Annotated in this window: 1 protein-coding gene; it reads right to left on the bottom strand. The window is 65.7% G+C overall.

The features are described from left to right. Positions 1-461 (bottom strand): hypothetical protein (locus IO33_RS50950; protein ID WP_037687446.1); only part of this gene is annotated, 461 nt, incomplete at both ends.

Here is a 461-nt window from a genome sequence, read left to right on the forward strand (position 1 = left end):
GGCCAGCAGAGCGGTACCGGTGGCGGCACCGATCTGCTGTGCCGCATTGACCAACGAGCCGGCCACACCACTGTTTGCTCCGGCTCCGGCGGTGGCGACCTCACCGACGGTGATCATGACGACCGTGCCCCCGGCACCGAGTAACAGCATCGCCGGCAAGACGTGGGTGCTGTAGCGGCTGTTGGGCTCGAGAGCGACGAACGTGGCGACCGCGGCCGCGGTCAGCATTAAGCCTGCGGCAAGCACCACTACTACAGGCAGTCGTGCTCGAACGTGTGGGAGCGCCCAGGTGGTGACCACAGCACCCACGGCGAACGGGAGGAAGGCCAGGCCGATCTGGGTCGGCGACAGACCCAGGACGGTATGAAGAAGCGCGGTGAGCACGTACATGCCGGCAAACATGCCGATACCTACCAACCCCGAAGCGGCATAAGCGATTACGCGGATGCGGTCGCCGAGCA

Source organism: Streptomyces durhamensis, assembly GCF_000725475.1.
GTDB classification, from domain to species: domain Bacteria; phylum Actinomycetota; class Actinomycetes; order Streptomycetales; family Streptomycetaceae; genus Streptomyces; species Streptomyces filipinensis.